Here is a 19,498-nt window from a genome sequence, read left to right on the forward strand (position 1 = left end):
ACTTCCTTTTTTGTCACTTGAACCTAATGGTTGGAATTTTTTTCATAAAAAACTACGACTATTTCTATATACTTTATATATTTGAAGCATGAACTTCAAATTTACAGAGAATCAGAACCATATACTATACATGTGCTGTTGTTGCAAAACAAAGTAAGAGCGGGTATTAAATGATTTGACGTAAATATTTGAATGCCTTTCAATAACCAGGAAGGCATTTTTTGAATAAAAGCTAACAACACATATGCAAAGTTTCAGAACAGAACTCGAAAATCCGATTGTCGAGCAGGACATTATCGATTTAGAGAATAAGATTAAAGCTTTTCGTGATGGAACCATCCACGACGAAAAGTTCAGAAGTTTACGATTGGCCCGTGGCGTTTATGGTCAGCGGCAGCCGGGCGTGCAGATGATTCGCATCAAATTACCTTTTGGAAAGGTAACTTTTAAGCAGTTATTGCGTATTGCAGATATCGCTGATGAATATGGAAGCGGCAATTTGCATCTCACTACCCGTCAGGACATTCAGTTGCATTATGTAAGCCTGGATAGAACACCTGAATTATGGGCAAAACTGGAGCAGGACGATATCACATTGAGGGAGGCTTGTGGTAACACAGTTCGGAATGTTACGGCCTCACCGAATTCTGGTATTGATAAGGATGAACCTTTCGATGTTTCACCTTATGCCCATGCGGTATTTAAATATTTCCTGCGTAATCCGATTTGCCAGGAAATGGGCAGAAAGATTAAAATCTCTTTCTCCTCAAGTGATAAAGATACGGCATTCAGCTATATCCACGATTTAGGCTTTATTCCAAAAATCAATGAAGATGGAGAACGGGGCTTTAAAGTGCTTTTTGCAGGCGGTTTGGGTGCACAACCTTTTCTGGCCAGTGCCGTACATGAGTTTTTGCCTGAGGACCAGCTGGTTCCTTTTACAGAATCGGTTCTTCGTGTATTCGACCGTTATGGAGAGCGTTCAAACAGAAACAAGGCGCGACTGAAATACCTGGTTCAGAAACTTGGTTTGGAAGAAGTGTTGAAACTGGTTGCCGAGGAGCGCACAGCCAACAAGGTGAAAACCTTTTCCATCGACAGAGATGCCGTACTTCAACCTGAGTTGCCAATTGATCAGGAATATGCAGCAGTAGAGATTTTAAATGAAGCACACTATAAACACTGGTCGGCAACAAATGTTGTAGAGCAAAAGCAGGAAGGTTTCTTCGCTGTTTATGTTAAAGTACAGGTTGGTGACATTAAAACCGATAAGGCGCGTGCATTTGTAGAGGCAATCAGACCTTATGTGGCTGATGAAATCAGAATTACGCAAAACCAGGGATTGCTTTTGAAATTTGTACGCAAGGAAGCTTTGCCTTCGCTTTATTCAGCGTTGAATAAAATTGGCTTTACTACGGCAGGTTTCGATAGTCTGGCAGATATTACGACCTGCCCTGGTACGGATACCTGTAACCTTGGGATCTCCAATTCAATGACCCTTGCCGAGGTGCTGGAAGAAGTGATCTACACGGATTTTCCGGAATTTATTTACGAGAAAAATATTAAAATCAAAATCAGTGGCTGTATGAACTCCTGCGGGCAGCACGGCCTCGCCGAAATTGGTTTTCACGGCAGTTCGCTAAAAGCAGAAGGAAAAGTAGTTCCTGCAGTTCAGGTGATGCTGGGCGGCGGAACGGTTGGGAACGGTGTTGGGCGTGTAGCAGAACGTGTGATCAAAGTGCCATCAAAAAGGGCAACCAGCGTATTGCACTATATTTTGAATGATTTTAAAGCCAGTAATGAGGAAGGTGAAAACTTTCACCAATATTACGATAGGAAAGGTAAAGATCATTTTTACCAGTTATTAAAACCGCTGGCAGATCTGACTTCTTTACAGCAGGAAGAATTTGTAGACTGGGGCCATGTAGAGCAGTTTGTAACTGCAATTGGCGTTGGAGAATGTGCCGGCGTAGTGATTGATTTAGTGGCGACCCTGCTCCTGGAAGCGGATGAAAAATTCGGATGGGCAAAACAGAACCTGGATAAAGGGGCATATGCTGATGCGATTTACCATACCTATGCAACTTTTGTAAGCGCAGCCAAATCCTTGCTTTTGGATAAAGGCGTAAACAGCAGCACGCAGGTTGGCGTAATCAGAGAGTTTGATAATCACTATGTAGAAACAGGTGAATTCAGTTTGCCAACCAATTTTTCTGACCTGGTGCTGCAGATTAATAAAAATGAACCTACGGCCGAATTTGCCACAAGTTATTTTGCAGAAGCAGAAGCATTTTTGGGGCAGATTAAAGAGAAGAGAGCAGTATTAGTGAAGTAATGAATGATTGAATTAAAGAATGAGAGAATTCAAAACTCATTCATTTAATTTCACTCCTCAAAATTGAAAATTATGATTAATCAGAATAAAGAATCAAAAATAACCCTTTTGGGTGCGGGCCCCGGAGATCCGGATTTATTAACGCTGAAAGGTGTTAAGGCTTTACAGGCAGCAGATGTGGTTCTGTACGATGCTTTAACCAATGAGGCTTTACTGGAGCACGCTCCGGCAGAAGCCATAAAAGTTTATGTGGGCAAACGTTCAGGAGAACATTCTTATCCACAGGAAACCATCAATAAATTAATGATCGACTATGCTTTAAACTACGGCCATGTGGTGCGTTTGAAAGGTGGCGATCCATTTGTGTTTGGAAGGGGATATGAGGAGTTGGATTATGCCGCCTCGTATAGTATTCCAGTCGACGTTATACCCGGTATTTCCAGTTCTATTGGTGTTCCCGGATTACAGCAGATTCCGGTTACACACCGTGGTTTGAGCGAAAGCTTCTGGGTGATCACCGGAACCACCACTTCGGGAGAAGTTTCTGCAGATATTTATCAGGCTGCTGAATCGAATGCCACGGTACTGATACTGATGGGGCTTAAAAAGCTTTCCAGAATTGTAGAAATATTTAAGGCAGCAGGCAGACATCAGCTTCCTGCAGCGGTGGTTCAAAATGGCTCTTCGGAAGATGAAAAACTGGTAGTAGGTGTTGTGGATACCATAGAGGAGCTTGTTCAGCTTGAAAATGTGAAAGCACCTGCGCTGTTGATTTTTGGCGAGGTTGTTTCCTTACATCCATCATTTAAAAAACTTGTAAAACAGTATGCAAATATCGCCTAACCAACCCGATAATGAAACCATTCTCCATGAAGAGGAGAAAGGTAATCAGCTTTTTCCGGTTTTTGTAAAGCTGAACAAGCTGCGTACATTATTAATTGGTGCAGGAAATATAGGCCTGGAAAAGTTAACGGCTATAGTTAACAACAGCCGCCATGCAAAAATTACCATCGTTGCAGAAATCGTATCACCCGAGGTTTATGCGTTAATAGCAAATTTTCCCCAGATTAAAGTGAAGCAGAAAAGTTTCGACGTGTCTGATCTCGAGAACATTGATATCGTCTTTGCAGCAACCAACAACAATATCTTAAATGAAGAAATCAGGGTAGTTACCCATGAAAAGGGTTTGCTGATCAATGTGGCAGATAAACCTGATTTGTGCGATTTCTATCTGGGATCTATCGTTCAGAAAGGTGATCTGAAAATCGCCATCTCTACCAATGGTAAGTCGCCAACCATTGCGAAAAGATTAAAGCAGATTTTAAATGAGGGTTTGCCGGCAGAGCTTGATGAAACCCTGCAGAATATGAGTGCATTGCGTCAGACGTTAAATGGCGACTTTTCGGCAAAGGTTAAAAAGCTCAATAAGGTTACACAAAGCCTCATTAATCCCCGCAAAAGTTTTGCTGAAAGAAATATCAAATGGCTGATCTGGCTGGCTGCGGTTTTTTTAATCGGAGCAATTGGCATATCCCTTTGGACTACGGAACCAGAATTTCAGTCATTTTTAATTAATATCGATCCCTTATTTTACTGGTTCCTGGGAGCAGGATTTGTGTTCGCCCTGATTGATGGAGCCATCGGCATGTCGTACGGTGTAACAACAGCCTCTTTTTCACTGGCAATGGGCTTACCACCCGCATCAGCAAGCATGGCCATTCACATTTCAGAGGTGATGAGCAATGGTATTGCAGGTTGGATGCACTACCGCATGGGTAATGTGAACTGGAAATTGTTTAAGATTTTGATTCTTCCGGCCATCATTGGTGCCGTTTTAGGCGCATACATCTTATCCTCGTTGGAACATTACAGTGCCTATGTTAAACCCGTTGTCGCCGTATATACCTTGTTTTTAGGGGGTGTTATTCTGATGAAGGCATTTAATATCAAGAGAAAAAAAGCCGACGAGAAAATTAAAAAGATAGGTGTTTTAGGCTTCTTTGGAGGTTTTATCGATGCTGCTTTCGGTGGTGGTTGGGGATCTATCGTATTATCCAGTCTAATTGCCGGAGGACGCCATCCGTTATTTTCTCTTGGTACCGTAAAAATCAGCAGGTTTTTTATTGCAACGCTGAGCTCACTTACATTTTTTACCATGCTGGGTGGAAAGTATTGGGAAGCAGTAGTCGGTTTAATTATTGGCAGTGCTGTTGCTTCACCGATTGCAGCTCGGGTTTCGAACAAGATTTCGGCCAAAACAATCATGGTGGCAGTGGGAATTATCGTAATGATTGTAAGTTTGCGTAGCGTAGTGATGTTTATTTTAAAACTAATATAGTGATGAGTGTAGAAGGCCTTAAACAAGAATTATCAGGTTTAAATACGATAGAAAAATTAAAGTTACTGGCAGATAAATTTGCCGGCCGTATCATATTTTCTACCAGTTTCGGCTGGGAAGATCAGGCGATTACCCACCTTATTTTCGCCAATAACATCCCCATTGAGGTTTTTACCCTGGAAACAGGCAGGTTATTTCCTGAAACTTATTATGTTTGGAACAGGACGCTGGAAGTTTATAATAAACCAATTCATGCTTATTACCCGAAAAATGAGTTACTGCAGGATATGGTGAACACCAAAGGACCGAACAGTTTTTACGAATCTGTGGAAAACAGAAAAGAATGCTGTTACATCCGGAAAATCGAACCGCTAAAAAGAGCGCTTAAGGGTAATGAAATCTGGGTAACCGGAATTAGAGCTGAGCAGAGCCCTAACCGGGAAGACATGCATGATCTGGAGTGGGATGAAGGCAATAATTTAATTAAATTCCACCCCATTTTCGACTGGACACTAGATGATGTAAAGAGCTATATAAAGGAAAACAACATTGTGTACAATACTTTGCACGATAAAGGCTTTCCGAGTATAGGATGTGCTCCATGTACACGGGCAGTGCAGCCAGGTGAAGATTTTAGAGCCGGAAGATGGTGGTGGGAAGACCAGAGCAAAAAAGAATGCGGACTGCATGCTACCGAAAAGGCTTAATGTAGTCTGACCGAATGATAAAAACAACAACAACAACAAATGATATAACAATTGAATACCATAAAGAGAAGTTTGGTACTTACTCAACCGGGATTCAATCAATCAAAACTTAATAAATGAGTACATATAATTTCGATTACTTAGATGAACTAGAGGCCGAAGCCATTCACATCCTGCGTGAGGTTGCCGGTCAGTTTGAGAAACCTGCCTTACTGTTTTCCGGAGGAAAAGACTCAATTACCCTGGTTCGCTTAGCAGAAAAAGCTTTTCGTCCGGGGAAATTCCCTTTCCCTTTAGTGCACATCGACACAGGTCATAATTTTCAGGAAACGATAGATTATCGTGATAAAATGATTGAAAGAATTGGCGAAAGGTTAATTGTCGGTTCTGTTCAGGAATCAATAGATCAGGGTAAAGTTGTAGAGCAGAAAGGCAAAAACGCCAGTAGAAATGCCTTGCAAACGGTTACGTTATTGGATACCATTGCAAAATATGAATTCGATGCCTGTATTGGCGGAGCCCGCCGTGATGAGGAAAAAGCGCGCGCAAAAGAGCGTATTTTTTCTGTGCGCGATGAATTTGGTCAGTGGGATCCAAAACGCCAGCGGCCGGAGCTTTGGAATACATATAATGGCAAAGTTCATAAAGGTGAAAATGTAAGGGTATTCCCGATCAGCAACTGGACAGAATTAGATGTATGGAATTACATCCGCCGGGAGAAAATTGAGTTACCAAGTATCTACTTTTCTCACGAACGTGAAGTGATTACCCGCAACGGACAGCTCATGGCTGCCTCGCCATTCCTGAACATGGATGAGGAAGATTTTATTTTCCGTAAACAGGTCCGTTTCCGTACGGTTGGAGATATGTCCTGTACAGCTGCAGTAGAATCAGAGGCAACCCTGATTGATGACATCATCGACGAGATCAGTGCTTCCAAAATTTCTGAACGCGGCGCACGCCTGGACGATAAAGTATCGGAAGCTGCAATGGAAGACAGGAAAAAGGGCGGATATTTTTAGTCTTGAGTTCGGAGTATTAAGTCCGGAGTCATTCAAAATTTAATCCCTCATTCATTCAATCATTTTATTAATATGAACATTTTAAAATTTTTCACAGCAGGCAGCGTAGATGATGGTAAGAGTACCTTAATAGGCCGTTTGTTATATGATACAGATTCCATTTTAGCGGATCAGCTGGAGGCTTTACAAAGCTCTAACCGCAAAAACGATGATGGAACAATTGATTTAGCTATTTTAACTGATGGTTTAAGGGCAGAGCGCGAGCAAGGCATCACCATTGATGTTGCTTATAAATATTTCCAGACCGATAAACGTAAATTTATCATCGCGGATACCCCAGGGCATATTCAATACACCAGAAATATGGTTACCGGTGCATCGACAGCGAATCTGGCCATTATTTTGATTGATGCCAGAAATGGTGTGGTGGAGCAAACCATCCGTCACTCTTATATCGTTTCCTTACTGGGGATTAATCACTTAGTGGTTGCGATCAATAAAATGGATATGGTCGACTATAGCGAAGACGTTTACAATACCATCATTGATAAATACAAGGTGTTGGCCCAACAGCTTAAACTTGCTGATGTCAATTATATCCCCGTTAGCGCCTTAAAAGGAGATAACATTGTTCAGAATTCTGAGCGGATGGATTGGTACAGTGGTGAAAGCCTGTTGCACTTTTTAGAAAAAGTAGATACGGATAATCTGGACAAATCGCAGCTGGCGCGAATGCCTGTTCAATGGGTAATTCGCCCGCAGACAGAGGCATTGCACGATTATCGCGGTTATGCGGGAAGGGTACTAAGTGGAACATTCAACTTAAACGATAAGGTGACCATACTCCCATCAGGTGCAAGTTCAACAATAGAAAAAATTGAATTCTTTGATCAAACTCCAGGAGCCGCACATGCCGGTCAGTCGGTTACCATCCACCTTAAAGATGATGTGGATATCAGTCGTGGTGATACGATTGTAAATGCATCTGCTTTACCTCAGGAATCGAAACTAATTGAAGTAGATTTATGCTGGATGGATACACGTGCATTGGATACCTCCATCATGTACCTTATTCAGCATAACAGTAAGGTAACCAAGTGCAAAATTAGTGAAATCCTTCATAAGGTTGACATCAATACACTGGAAAAACATCAGGCTGATGAATTTAAACTTAATGATATCGGCCGTGTGATCGTCAAAACAGCTGATGCTTTGGCTTTTGATCTCTACGACGATAACCGGGCGAATGGTTCAGCCATTTTGATAGACAGCCGAACCAACTTAACGGTAGGTGCTTTGATGTTCAGAGCAGCGGTAGAGTAGGGTTAGGTGTTAGATCTGAGATGTGAGATCGGGGAGTTGAAACATGAAAAAACTACGACCAAATATAATTAGGAAAGCTTTTAGTATATCTTAAAGCGAAAGCAATTTCAGCGGGGCACCGATAAAGGTAGCTCCGTTTTTCATAAATCGGATTTTTTATGGAAAAGTCCTAAACCTTTCATCATGTTCTTAAATTAATAACACGAACTATTTGATTCGAACCATGAAAAAGAACATCCTGTTTTCAGCCCTTGCTGCTGTACCATTTATTTTTGCCTGTAATTCCTCGGACCAGAAAGCTGGTTCAGCAAAAAAAGATTCGTTGATTAATCAAACCTGTTATGCCGCCGCTTTCGAAAAAGACAGCGCTGCGATGATTGTCAGTGAGATGGCCTCAGGAAAGATTGAAGGCTCCTTGCTGGTTAAATATGCTGAAAAACCCCAGAATAACGGAAAAATTACTGGCAAATTCAACGGCGACACCTTATTGGTCGACTATCGCTTTAATACAGGCAACGATACGACAAAGGCTTTTACCAATCCCCTTGCATTCTTAAAAAAAGATGGTAAGCTGATTATGGGGGTAGGTCAGATTGAAACGACACTCGGACGTTCTTACTTCGTTAAAGGGAAAGAGATCAATTACGAAGCAGGTAAATTTAGCTTTCAGGAAGTGCCGTGTAAGTAGCCTTGAGGGGTATTTGTAGCCCTTTTTAGATTTAAATAAATTATTTTAAAATAAATTACTACCATTTCGATAGACTTTGTATATTTGTGATATTAATCAAGTTATCACGAGCTAATATTTTCTGTCATGATTTTAAGTAAAGTAGAAAAAGCGAACATTGAACCAAAAATTACACTAATAGGTGCGGGTCCTGGTGACCCTGATTTGTTTAGTTTGAAAGGTGTAAAATCATTAAAAACAGCTGATGTTGTTTTATATGATGCAAATGTAAACGAAGCTTTACTGTGTCACGCCCCAGATGGTATTCCAAAAATCTTCGTTGGTAAACGCAGTGATGATGAAGGTTTCTCTCAGGACGCGGTAAATAAACTGGTGATTGATTATGCTTTGAACTACGGACATGTGGTCCGTTTAAAAAGTGGCGATCCGTTTTTCTTTGCCAAAGGTTATGAGGAAATAGACGCTGCCGAATCATATAGTATTCCAACGGAGATTATTCCCGGAATTTCAAGCGCTACGGGCGCCCCAAGTTTACAGAAGATTCCAATGATCTACAAAGACCTAAGCGAAAGCTTTTGGGCCGTAACCGGAACAAATGCTAAGGGTGATATCTCCGAGGATTTATATATCGCTGCTAAAACCAAAGCCACAATTGTGGTTTTAAACGGAATACAAAAAGTAAAAGAGATTGCCGCTATTTTCCAGGCTGAAAATAAACACCTTTTGCCCGTGGCTGTGATTGAAAATGGTTCAACCCCGCAAGAAAAAATAGCTGTAGGAATCGTTGATACGATTGCTGAGCTTGTGGAAGACAAAAAAATCAGTGCACCTGCGCTTCTGGTATTTGGAGATGTGGTTTCCCTGCATCCTCAGTTCCAGCCCATCAGAGATTTTTACGAAACCCTTGCTGAAGAATACTAAAGGTAAATTACTCATATTTGTTTTGTTGTTAAAACCGCTGGCTAAAGCCCAGCGGTTTTTTTTGTGGAATTGCACTACGATTAGATCATTGATCCTTCAGAATAGTCCCTCAAAAATTAATTTTAGATAATTTCTAAATCAGAAAACAATTGCTAACTTAACAGGGTTATCTACACCAAATATTTAATGGAAATTATACATATAAGCGCCGAGTGTTACCCTGTTGCGAAAGTTGGTGGATTAGCTGACGTAGTAGGGGCCTTACCAAAATATCAGAATAAAACAGGCCACATTGCTAAGGTGGTTGTACCCGCCTACGAAACGAAATTTGTACGCGAAAGCGAGTTCGAAGTAGCCTACGATGCCTGGTCAAATTATGGGAATCATCATTTTTCCTACCGCGTACTCAGAGAGAAAACCAATAAACTTGGTTTCGATTTATATGTTGTACACATACAGGGGCTAACTGACAGGCCTAATGTTTATGGCTATGCAGATGATACCGAGCGTTTTGTTGCCTTTCAGATTGCTACACTTGACTGGATAGCGCAATGGGAGCATCGCCCGGATATTATTCATTGCCACGATCACCATACAGGTTTGATTCCTTTCATGGTTTCAAACTGTTTAAAATACCAGAATATCAGTAAAGTTCCAACCATTTTAACCATTCATAATGCACAGTATCAGGGGCAGTTTGGCTGGGAAAAATTGTATTATCTGCCGGCTTTCGACTTGTGGAAAGGCGGACTGCTGGGTTGGGAGGATGCCATCAATCCGTTGGCGGCTGCAATCAAATGTGCCTGGCGCGTAACAACCGTTTCGCCAAGTTATCTGGAAGAGATGATGAACAATGCCCGTGGACTGGAAAGTCTCCTTCGTCAGGAACGCTGGAAATCTGTAGGGATTTTAAACGGGATTGATAGTGAAGTGTGGAATCCGGAAACCGATCCTATGCTAGGCAAAAGTTACAATTTAAAAACGGTTGAAGCAGGAAAAGAAGCAAACAAAAGAGCGCTTTGCGATGTTTTTCAATTAGACTCCAGCAAGCCACTGTTTACCTTTATTGGCAGGCTGGTTGATGAAAAAGGGGCTGATTTGCTACCGGATATATTTTACACTGCTCTGCAGCAACATGGGGATAATATTAATGTACTGGTATTGGGTTCCGGAGAAAACTGGGTAGAGGGTAGGTTGAACCAGCTGAAAGATATTTTCGGAGGAAGGTATAATGTTTACATCGGCTATAATGAGCAGGTTTCTCATGAGATGTATGCAGGTGCAGACTTCCTTTTAATGCCATCAAGGGTCGAACCTTGCGGGCTTAATCAACTTTATGCCCTGCGATATGGAACGGTTCCGATTGTAAGAAGGGTTGGTGGTTTAAGGGACACTGTAGTAGACATAGGAGACGGCGGATTTGGGCTGTGCCACGACCAGACCAGCGTATGGGATGTAACACATTCTATAAACCGCGCTGTTGATTTATACAATAATAAAAAAGCATTTAAAGCGGTGCGTAAAACCATGATGAAGATTGATCATTCGTGGGACAGGGCAGCAACTAATTATATAGATTTATACCAAATATTAAAATAAGCTTAAACATGACTGACAAAGTTTTAGGCGTTATCCTTGGCGGTGGCCAGGGCTCTAGATTATCGCCACTTACACAAACACGCTCTAAACCGGCAGTTCCAATCGCTGGTAAGTATCGTTTGGTAGACATTCCGATTTCAAATTGCCTGAATTCAGGAATCCACCGTATGTTTGTGTTAACACAGTTTAATTCGGCATCCCTAAATAAACACATTAAAAATACCTATCACTTCAGTCATTTTAGTACGGCTTTCGTTGATATTCTTGCGGCCGAACAAACGGTTCAGAATTCGGGTTGGTTCCAGGGAACAGCCGATGCTGTGCGTCAGTGTATGCATCATATAGTATCTCACGAGTTTGATTATATCCTAATCCTTTCAGGCGATCAGTTGTATCAAATGGATTTCAAGGATATGATTGAAAAGCACATTGAAGCCAATGCAGAAATTACCATCGCCACCATTCCGGTAACAGCAAAAGATGCTACCGATTTCGGTATCCTAAAGGCAGATGAGGAAAATATGATCACCTCTTTCATCGAGAAACCAAAAACCGGTCTGGAAGACTGGGTTTCTGACACGGGTGAAGAAATGCAGGCTGAAGGAAGAAACTTTCTTGCCTCCATGGGAATCTATGTATTTAACCGGGAGTACCTGATTAATATCCTCAACGAGAATGTAGAAGAGAAAGATTTTGGTAAAGAAATTCTTCCAAGGGCTATTACCGAAAGCCGTGTGCTTAGCTTTCAATATGAGGGGTACTGGACTGACATTGGTAACATTTCATCCTTCTTTGAAGCCAACTTGGGCTTAACAGATGAAATTCCAAAGTTCAATATGTTCGACAGCAATCATACCATTTTTACAAGAGCAAGGATGCTGCCACCTTCAAAAATCTCTGGAACAACGCTCGAAAAAGCAATTATCGCTGAAGGGTGTATTATTCAGGCCAGTAAAGTTGAACATGCTGTGCTTGGAATCAGGGCACGCATAGGCCGTGATACGGTGATCACTAACGCTTACATCATGGGTAGCGACCGTTATCAAACGCTCGAGGAAATACAAAGTGAAACCAGTAAAGGAAATTCATTGATTGGTATCGGCGACAGGTGTTACATTAATAACGCCATCATTGATAAAAACTGCCGAATCGGAAATGATGTTAACATTAACGGCGGTCCGCATCTTGAAGACGGAGATCACGAGCTCTACGCCGTAAAAGATGGAATTGTTGTGGTTAAAAAAGGAGCAGTTTTGCCGAGCGGAACAGTTATATAAAATTATCATTATCATTAACTAAGCCAGTTTGAATTCGTTCACTCTGGCTTTTTTCATTCTATCTGAATATTTAAAATCCTAATCACCTCCAACATTTTCGCCATAATCTTGTTAATCAATAAACACAAAATGAGCTTATGGCAGAACAACACCTTTATGAAACGGGAATAATAGGTAACTGTGCTTTTCTGGCACATGTAAATAAAAATACAGATATCTCATGGCTATGCTGGCCACGCTTCGATAGCCCTTTTGTTTTTGGCAGTTTGCTTGATAAAAACAAAGGAGGACAATTTACAATCCTGCCTCAGGGCGAGTTTTCGTCCACACAATACTACATTGAAAATACGAACGTACTGAGAACAGAAATTACTGCCGAAGATGGGCGATATCGCATTACTGATTTTGCGCCCCGCTTTCGTCTGTACGACAGGTATTTCAAACCACTACTGTTCATCAGGAAGATTGAGCCACTGGAAGGAAATCCACGCATCACGATTAAATGTCAGCCGGTATGTGATTACGGAAAGGGCAAAATGCGTTCGAGCAGAGGGAGTAACCATATCGATTATCTGGGTTGCGATGAGAATATCAGACTTAGCTCAAATGTATCACTTACCTACATTATCGATGAGAAACCTTTTGTATTGAATGAAACGAAATACCTGATCATGACCTATGGACAGAATTTCGAAGCACCAATCATCAGTACTGCAGAAAACTTCCTTCGCGATACTGTTTCTTACTGGCGTTTGTGGATAAAACATTCGTCAATCGCTGGTTTTTATCAACCATTTGTAATCCGCTCTGCATTGGTTTTAAAAATCCACCAATACGAAGATACAGGGGCGATAATCGCAGCAAGTACCACGAGTTTGCCAGAATCACCCGGAAGTACCAGAAACTGGGACTACCGCTATTGCTGGCTGCGTGATTCTCATTACGTACTCACATCGCTTAATCACATCGGGCATTTCGAAGAAATGGAGAAATACTTCAATTATCTTTCTGATATATCTCATGCTGAAGATACCCGTTACCAACCGCTTTACGGTATTGCCGGTGAACGGGAAATTATCGAAACCACACTCGATCATCTGGAAGGTTATAAAGGTGAACAACCCATTCGCATTGGTAACCAGGCGTACGAGCATATTCAGAATGACATATACGGGCAGGTTTTAATATCCATGTTGCCTTTATATACCGATCATCGGTTTGTATTTTCTGAACGCAGCGACTCCGTAAAATGGATTGAAAGTGTACTTTCAAAAATCGAGATGACCATTGATGAGAAAGATGCCGGTATATGGGAATTTAGAAACATTGCAAATGTGCATTGCTACAGTAACCTGTTTCAATGGGCGGGTGCCCAGGCTGCATTGAAAATGGCCAAAACCATCGGTAACAAAGATTTCGAAGAAAGGGCACAGGTCCTCATTGATAAAGCGGCTGCACATATAGAAGCCTGTTATGATCCAATAAGAAAGGTATATACGAATGCCGTCGGAAGTCCGCATCTCGATGCCAGCACGCTGCAACTGATCATGATGAATTACCTGGATCCGGCATCAGACAGGGCAAAAGATCATTTAATTGCGCTGGAGAAGGAACTTAAAACTGAGGATGGCTTATTTTACAGATACCTGCATGCTGATGACTTTGGAAAACCTAAAACAACATTTTTAATTTGCGCATTCTGGTATGTGGAGGCTTTGGCCTGTGTAGGAAGAACGGATGAGGCTATTAAGGAATTTGAAAACATCATTAAATATTGTAATCATTTATTGCTTTTCAGTGAAGATGTAGATGCGAAAACAGGCAGTCAGTGGGGGAATTTTCCACAAGCTTACAGCCACGTAGGCTTAATGAATGCAGCATACCGCATTGCGATTAAGCTGGATAGGCCGATATTCTTATAAAAAAATATCCCGCAGTCTGGAATATTAATGCCATTTACTTTTGCATCGATATCTTAAGCTGCGGGATTTTTTTGTGAGGTGTTTAGATTAGTCTCGTTCTACAAACTCTTCCTTAACAAGGCTCCACAATAATTTCCGTACCTCTTTGTAATCGTTAAGGTAATATTTTGCCTCAGACAAGTTATTTCCTACTTTAACAGTAATGGCATCGTCAGGTAGCGCTTTAAAAATGTCTTCATCAGTATGGTCATCACCCAGGGCAATAATAAAATCAGGATGTTTATCATAAAGCCAGTTTAGGGCAGCTTTACCCTTGTTTACCTCGATGTTTTTAAATTCGATTACCTTATTCCCAGGCATGAGTTGAAGGCCCTTATCAGCTGCCAGAATCTTCATGTGACTGACAATTTCATTTGCCCGTAAATCACCTAATCCTTCTTCGGCTTTGCGGTAATGCCAAACCAGCGAGTAGCTTTTTTCTTCAATAAATGAACCGGGCGTTCGGTCGGTATACGTTTCCAGTAATGCCCGGATTTCGCTTTTCCATTGGTCAGTAAGCAATGGCAGGCAGTTCCATTTCTCTTGCTGGGCCTTTTGCCAGGCCCCATGTTCAGCAATTAAATCAACCTTCAAATGTCCGAACCAGCTTTCCAGGGTCTCATGTCGCCTTCCACTGATGATCACAACTTTGTTTGACTTGTCCAACGTCAGGTTTTCAATCAGATCATATAATTCATCGTCGGGCGAAGCATCGTCAATGTTGCCGGTAAAATCCACCAGAGTACCGTCGTAATCCAGAAATAAAACACGATCGTTCGTTTCTGCGTATTTAGCCGCAATAACTTCGTTCACAGCATTTACTGCATGTTTAGTTTGCAATGATTTTTGAGAATCTTTCACTTCGTTTAATCTTAAAATAAAATTGTTTACCCAATGTTTCACATTGAATTTTTCTACTATTGCACGCATGGCTTTCATGCGTTGCTGCTGTTCTTCTGAGGGCATTTTGAGCGCTGTTACGATGGCTTCCATAATGTCGCCCAAATTATTTGGATTTACCACTAACGCATCTGTCAACTCTTTGGATGCACCCGCCATTTCACTTAAGATGAGTACACCATCTTCATTATTTCTACTGGCAACATATTCTTTGCTCACCAGGTTCATGCCATCGCGCATGGGTGTAACCAAACAAATATCGGCCGATGCATAAAGTGCAGATAAAACTTCAATTGGAAAAGAACGGTAGAAATAGTTCACCGGAATCCAGTTCATAGACCGGTAGCGGGCATTCAGGTTCCCTACGAACTGATCAATCTGATCCCGAAGCTCGCTGTATTGCGGAACGGTATCTCTTGAGGGAACAACAATCATAAAAAGCTCGATTTTCCCGATGAATTCGGGATGCATTTGCAGGAGCAATTCCAAGGCCTTTAAACGCTCCAGAATGCCTTTGCTATAGTCAAGTCTATCAATTGAGAGAATGATTTTTATATCCTCCTTGCCGTTTCTGAAGTAGTTAATTTCTTTTTTTACTTTTTCGGTCGACGTGAGTGATGAGAATTTATCGTAATCAATTCCCATTGGGAAGGCTTCGATCACAATTTGCCTTTCATTGCTGCTGAGTACGTTGGAAGATGAATTTACCGGGAGCAGGCGGGTTGCTGTGCTGATAAAGTGGCGCACATCATCGTAGGTATGGAAGCCAATTAAATCAGATCCTATCAATCCGTTTAACAGTTCTTCCCGCCAGGGAATTAACCTGAATATTTCGTAAGACGGGAAGGGGATATGCTGAAAAAAGCCGATGGTGGCATTTGGCAGTTTTTCCCTTAAAATTCCGGGAAGTACGAGTAACTGGTAGTCTTGAATCCAGATCTTATCCCTTCTGTTGAGCACTTGCATGGCACTTTTAGCAAACTTTTCATTTACCGATTTATAGCAATCCCAATAACTTTGTTCATAATGGGCATAGGTAACCAGGTAATGAAATACAGGCCATAAAACTTCGTTCGAAAAGCCTTCATAATATAAGTTGATTTCTTCCTGCGTTAGGAAAACGGGGTAGAGGTTAAGTTCCTGTAGTTTTTCGGTCACTTCCTGCTGGCGATCTTCAGGAACTTCAATTCCCGGCCAGCCTACCCAAATGGAATTGCCTGTTTTATATACGTCGCCAAGTCCGGTAGCAAGGCCACCCTCACTTGGTATAAAGGTATACTGGTTGTTTTCTTCAATGATTTTAACGGGTAGTCTGTTCGAAATTATAACTGTCTTCATGCTTGTATTTGATGTATTCACATAAATAAAAGCAGCTAGCAACGGTTTTGTTTGAATTTTGTTTCGAAAGAAACATTCAAATGATTTTTCAAGGGGTTACTTAAAAGGAATGTTCGATGGCTTTCGACCAGAAACAGAGCTAAAGTATTGTTGCAATTACCTTAAACATAGTTGAACACAAGGGAGAAAGTTGTCTGTTCGTTTGGACTGGAAACTACTTCGATACTGCCTCTGTGCATTTTCATAATGTTACGGCTAATGGTTAATCCAATTCCCGATCCGTTTTTCCTGGTGGTGTAAAAAGGAACAAATATTTTTTCTAAATCTGCAGGCTCAATTCCCTTACCATTATCGGTTACATCGATATAAAGTCTGGTGTTTTCAAGCCGATAACTCACCGATATGTGTGGGTTTTCCTCTTCCTCAACAGAATAGATGCTGTTTGTGATCAGATTGATGAGCACTTGCTCCACCAGTTTCAGGTCGAGTTGTACCGTAATTTTAGAGGAGGTTTGCGCCACATCCAGCACCACATTCTTAACTTTGGCAAAAGGCTGCATCAAAACTTTAATGTGCTTCAGGATTTCGCCTATAGTGTGCGATTCAAGATTTGGAGTTGGCAGTTCGGCAATAAGCCTGTAATCTTTCACAAAGTCCAGTAAGCCTGCAGATCGCCGTTTGATAGTCTGCAAAGCCGTTTTTAAATCCTCCATTTCATCAATATCAAGATTCTCTTTATCTGTAACCATGCTATTTATGGTATCGGAGAGGGAACTGATTGGGGTGATGGAATTCAGAATTTCATGTGAAATTACACCTATCAAACGATTCCATGCTTCAGTTTCTTTCTGTTCAATTTCATCTTTAATATTTTGAAAACTAATAATTGTATAATTTTTACCATAAAGATTCAGAGGGATAACTTCTGTGGATAGCTGGATGAGTTTCTCCTGGATCTTCAATTCAAGGAAACGTTTCCCACCCGATGAAATCTGCTCAATTTCCCTGGCGAAAAGCGGAAGATGCAGTTGCAGGCGATGCCAGTATTTATATGCCGGCACGCCGAGTAAATTCGATGCCGCCTGGTTAAAAAATGCAATTTCCTCGCTATCCTGAGCAGTTTTGGTGTTATTGACTACAATGACTCCTACAGGAACCTGTTCGAGGATGGTCTTAATCAGCTGGAACATGGCTTCCTGTTCCATACGAATCTGTTTATGCACCTGAAGAATTTCGCTGAATGACTCATAGAGCTCAGGAAAACTTCCCCTCGTGGCCTTATTCTTAAAATTAAGTGTATGGTCGCGGGTTTTCACAGCCAGGATAAACCGCTTAATATCTGAGCGGATTTCATTAATGTAATAGTAAAGCGAGATAATTGCACTAACGAATATCAAGCTTACCCCAATAATCGTAAACCACAATTGTGTGTTGCTGATCAGATAGAACAAGAGGTAGCCCAATAGGTTAATAAGCACCAACCGGGAAATTAAACGAAAAGTAAAGCGTGTATAAAACATAGTGCTAAGCCGAAAATCTAAGGGTAGATGGTCATATTCCGAATTTCTCTATTCTTCTGTACAAGGCTGCACGGGTTAAACCCAGCTCTGCTGCTGCCTTTGATATATTTCCCTTGTGCTTGTCAATGGCCTTTTGCACCATCATTTTCTCCATATCTTCAAGCGCCATTTCATCTGGCATGGTATTAGTTTGTGCAAATCGCTGCGGACTTAATTGTAGATCCTCTTCGCTGATTTCATTGCCATCAGTCATAATTACAGCACGTTCGAGTACATGTTGAAGCTCTCTGACGTTTCCCGGCCATTTATAGCTCAGTAACACGTCCTGGGCTTTATGGCTTAAACTGCGTATTTCTTTGTGATATCTTGAGCTAAAAACCTGCATAAAGTGATTGGCCAGAAGGAGAATATCCTTTCCGCGTTTTCTTAATGGTGGCAGTAATAATTCCACAGTGTTGATGCGGAAAAGCAAATCCTGCCTGAAATTATTTTTGGCAACCATTTCATCCAATGGCATGTTTGTCGCAGTAATAAGCCTCACATTGATCTTTCGTTCCTTACTTTCACCCAAACGTGTTACGGTACGGTTTTGCAAAACGCTCAGCAGCTTGGCCTGCAACGGTAAGGTGAGATTACCGATCTCATCCAAAAATATTGTTCCTCCATCTGCCAGTTCAAATCTACCCGGTTTATCTTCTTTTGCATCGGTGAACGCCCCTTTTGCATAACCAAACAGTTCACTCTCAAAGAGATTTTCATTTAACGATCCTAAATCAACGTGCATAAAAACCTGGTTCTTGCGTTGCGAATTTCCGTGAATCTCGTAAGCAAAAACCTGTTTTCCTGTACCATTCTCTCCTAATATTAACACATTGGCGTCAGTTGGTGCCACTTTTAGCAAAGTTGTTTGCAGTTGCCTGATGCCATCAGCCTCTCCAACAATATGTTCGAAACCCCTGGTCATATCCTGATGAAGTGACGTATGTATTTTCTCCAGCTTTTTTACCTTTCTGGTCGACTGCCGAAGTTTTGATGCTGCGGAGAGGGTAGCAAACAGTTTTTCATTTTCCCACGGTTTCAGAATGAAGTCGGTTGCACCTTTTTTAATGGCACTAACTGCGAGTTCTACATTGCCAAAAGCAGTCATCAAGATCACCACATAATCTTTATCAATCGACAGAATGTGATCCAGCCAGTACAAACCTTCACGACCATCACTTGCACCTTTTTGATAATTCATATCAAGCAAGATGATATCAACCTCATTTTTGCTGAGCAAAACGTTAATTTCTTTGGGCGATTTACACGTAATCACCTGCTTTACCTGCTGTTTCAAAAACAGGCGGGCACTTAAGAGAATGTCATCATCATCATCGATAATTAAAACTGTGGCGTCTAACATGGATACTAAATTTGAAATACGAATTTAAATAAACTGTCCGATCCCGCACATAAACTGTTCGATAACGAACAGTAAAAATTAAATTAAATTATTAAAATACTGATATATAGTGTTTTAAATGTGATTTGACCTTTTGGCATAAGCTTGGTTAATAAGCAATCAAACAG

The 19,498-nt window shown here is 41.3% G+C and carries 14 protein-coding genes; 11 read left to right on the plus strand and 3 right to left on the minus strand.

Annotated elements, in window-relative coordinates; all coding sequences use genetic code 11:
• The first annotated feature begins 244 nt into the window (after positions 1-244).
• From R2Q80_RS03025 to R2Q80_RS03075, 11 genes are all read left to right on the plus strand, one after another.
• A complete protein-coding gene (locus R2Q80_RS03025; RefSeq protein WP_316798165.1) occupies positions 245-2,335 on the plus strand; it encodes a nitrite reductase in 2,091 nt (696 codons plus the stop codon).
• Between the two features lie 72 nt (positions 2,336-2,407).
• Positions 2,408-3,178 carry a uroporphyrinogen-III C-methyltransferase gene (gene cobA, locus R2Q80_RS03030; RefSeq protein ID WP_316798166.1) on the plus strand — a complete coding sequence of 257 codons (771 nt, stop codon included), beginning with the start codon at positions 2,408-2,410 and terminating at the stop codon, positions 3,176-3,178.
• Positions 3,162-4,673: a TSUP family transporter gene (locus R2Q80_RS03035; protein WP_316798167.1), complete on the plus strand. Its 1,512-nt coding sequence runs from the start codon at positions 3,162-3,164 to the stop codon at positions 4,671-4,673. Before cobA (R2Q80_RS03030) ends, R2Q80_RS03035 begins: the two co-directional genes overlap by 17 nt.
• 2 nt (positions 4,674-4,675) lie before the next feature.
• Positions 4,676-5,380: a phosphoadenylyl-sulfate reductase gene (locus R2Q80_RS03040; RefSeq protein WP_316798168.1), complete on the plus strand. Its 705-nt coding sequence runs from the start codon at positions 4,676-4,678 to the stop codon at positions 5,378-5,380.
• A 116-nt stretch (positions 5,381-5,496) separates the two neighbouring features.
• Positions 5,497-6,402: a sulfate adenylyltransferase subunit CysD gene (cysD, locus tag R2Q80_RS03045; protein ID WP_316798169.1), complete on the plus strand. Its 906-nt coding sequence runs from the start codon at positions 5,497-5,499 to the stop codon at positions 6,400-6,402.
• A gap of 72 nt (positions 6,403-6,474) precedes the next feature.
• On the plus strand, positions 6,475-7,725 hold the full coding sequence (locus tag R2Q80_RS03050) for a sulfate adenylyltransferase subunit 1 (protein ID WP_316798170.1): 1,251 nt from the start codon (positions 6,475-6,477) through the stop codon (positions 7,723-7,725).
• 223 nt (positions 7,726-7,948) lie between these two features.
• The gene (locus tag R2Q80_RS03055; protein WP_316798171.1) at positions 7,949-8,413 is read left to right on the plus strand and encodes a hypothetical protein; all 465 of its coding nucleotides are present in this window, start codon (positions 7,949-7,951) and stop codon (positions 8,411-8,413) included.
• Positions 8,414-8,539: 126 nt separating this feature from the next.
• On the plus strand, positions 8,540-9,334 hold the full coding sequence (gene cobA / locus R2Q80_RS03060) for a uroporphyrinogen-III C-methyltransferase (RefSeq protein WP_316798172.1): 795 nt from the start codon (positions 8,540-8,542) through the stop codon (positions 9,332-9,334).
• Between the two features lie 186 nt (positions 9,335-9,520).
• On the plus strand, positions 9,521-10,933 hold the full coding sequence (locus R2Q80_RS03065; protein WP_316798173.1) for a glycogen synthase: 1,413 nt from the start codon (positions 9,521-9,523) through the stop codon (positions 10,931-10,933).
• Between the two features lie 8 nt (positions 10,934-10,941).
• Positions 10,942-12,210, plus strand: coding sequence for a glucose-1-phosphate adenylyltransferase (locus R2Q80_RS03070; protein ID WP_316798174.1), 1,269 nt, complete (start codon positions 10,942-10,944; stop codon positions 12,208-12,210).
• A gap of 137 nt (positions 12,211-12,347) precedes the next feature.
• On the plus strand, positions 12,348-14,132 hold the full coding sequence (locus R2Q80_RS03075) for a glycoside hydrolase family 15 protein (protein WP_316798175.1): 1,785 nt from the start codon (positions 12,348-12,350) through the stop codon (positions 14,130-14,132).
• Positions 14,133-14,219: 87 nt separating this feature from the next.
• Here R2Q80_RS03075 and R2Q80_RS03080 read toward each other — a convergent pair whose 3' ends face one another.
• The 3 genes from R2Q80_RS03080 to R2Q80_RS03090 form a co-directional block, all read right to left on the minus strand.
• Positions 14,220-16,409, minus strand: a complete 2,190-nt coding sequence (locus tag R2Q80_RS03080; protein WP_316798176.1) for a bifunctional alpha,alpha-trehalose-phosphate synthase (UDP-forming)/trehalose-phosphatase — start codon at positions 16,407-16,409, stop codon at positions 14,220-14,222.
• A 161-nt stretch (positions 16,410-16,570) separates the two neighbouring features.
• Complete coding sequence (locus R2Q80_RS03085; RefSeq protein WP_316798177.1) at positions 16,571-17,887, minus strand: sensor histidine kinase; 1,317 nt, start codon at positions 17,885-17,887, stop codon at positions 16,571-16,573.
• 73 nt (positions 17,888-17,960) lie between these two features.
• Positions 17,961-19,331 (minus strand): sigma-54 dependent transcriptional regulator, encoded by a 1,371-nt coding sequence (locus R2Q80_RS03090; RefSeq protein WP_316798178.1) that lies wholly within the window; start codon positions 19,329-19,331, stop codon positions 17,961-17,963.
• Positions 19,332-19,498 lie beyond the last annotated feature (167 nt).

Source organism: Pedobacter frigidisoli, assembly GCF_032678525.1.
GTDB lineage: Bacteria > Bacteroidota > Bacteroidia > Sphingobacteriales > Sphingobacteriaceae > Pedobacter > Pedobacter frigidisoli_A.